This is a genomic window from Gulosibacter sediminis (assembly GCF_014904065.1).
Lineage (GTDB): Bacteria > Actinomycetota > Actinomycetes > Actinomycetales > Microbacteriaceae > Gulosibacter > Gulosibacter sediminis.
Map to the genome: position 1 here is coordinate 1 of NZ_JACXJG010000057.1, position 688 is coordinate 688.

1 pseudogene is annotated in these 688 nt (G+C 64.7%); it reads left to right on the plus strand.

Annotation, left to right across the window (positions count from 1 at the left end):
• Nucleotides 1-213: 213 nt before the first annotated feature.
• Nucleotides 214-688: pseudogene (locus tag ID132_RS12945) on the plus strand (hypothetical protein); the annotation flags it as partial.

Sequence of the window (688 nt, forward strand, 5' to 3'; positions counted from 1 at the left end):
CTACGACCCGACCACAGATCCAGCACCCTTCTGAGGGAGATGAACTCTGTGCCTATGAAGAACTCTGAACGTATCCAATCGACATCCCGCTGCAAGCACGGCGTTGCTGCGGGTAGCATTTCTGCCAGGCACGGCCGCTCACCAGCAACGGGGCGGCGAGGCCCCGGTATTCGCCGCTGCATCCCGTCGAGCGTTGAAGGAGCACCCGCTTCCGTGAACATCCCACACATCACCAACAAACACATCCTCGATCACATTCGAGTCGGTGACGCGGTCGACGCCCTCGAGCGCGCGCTCAAGACCGAGATCGACCCGTCGCAGGACTTCCCGCGCAGCTTCTTCCAGCTCGACGAGGGCAAGCGCCTGCTCTTCATGGCCTCGCATGCCCCCGACTGGGTCGGCGCGAAGATCATGTCGGTCAACGAGGGCAACCCGGCCCGCAACGTTGACCGCGCACAGGGGCTCTACGTGCTCATGGATGCCCTGACAACCACGCCGAAGGCCGTCATCGACGGCGACGAGCTCACCGACCTCCGCACCGCCGCCATGACGAGCCTCGTCACCTCGCGCTTCATCAACCGCGACTCGAGCAGCGTCGTGATGTACGGCTACGGCGCCCAGGCACGCAAGCACGCGCACGTGCTGCGCGAACTGCACCCGCAGCTCAAGCAGCTCGTCGTCGCCGGCC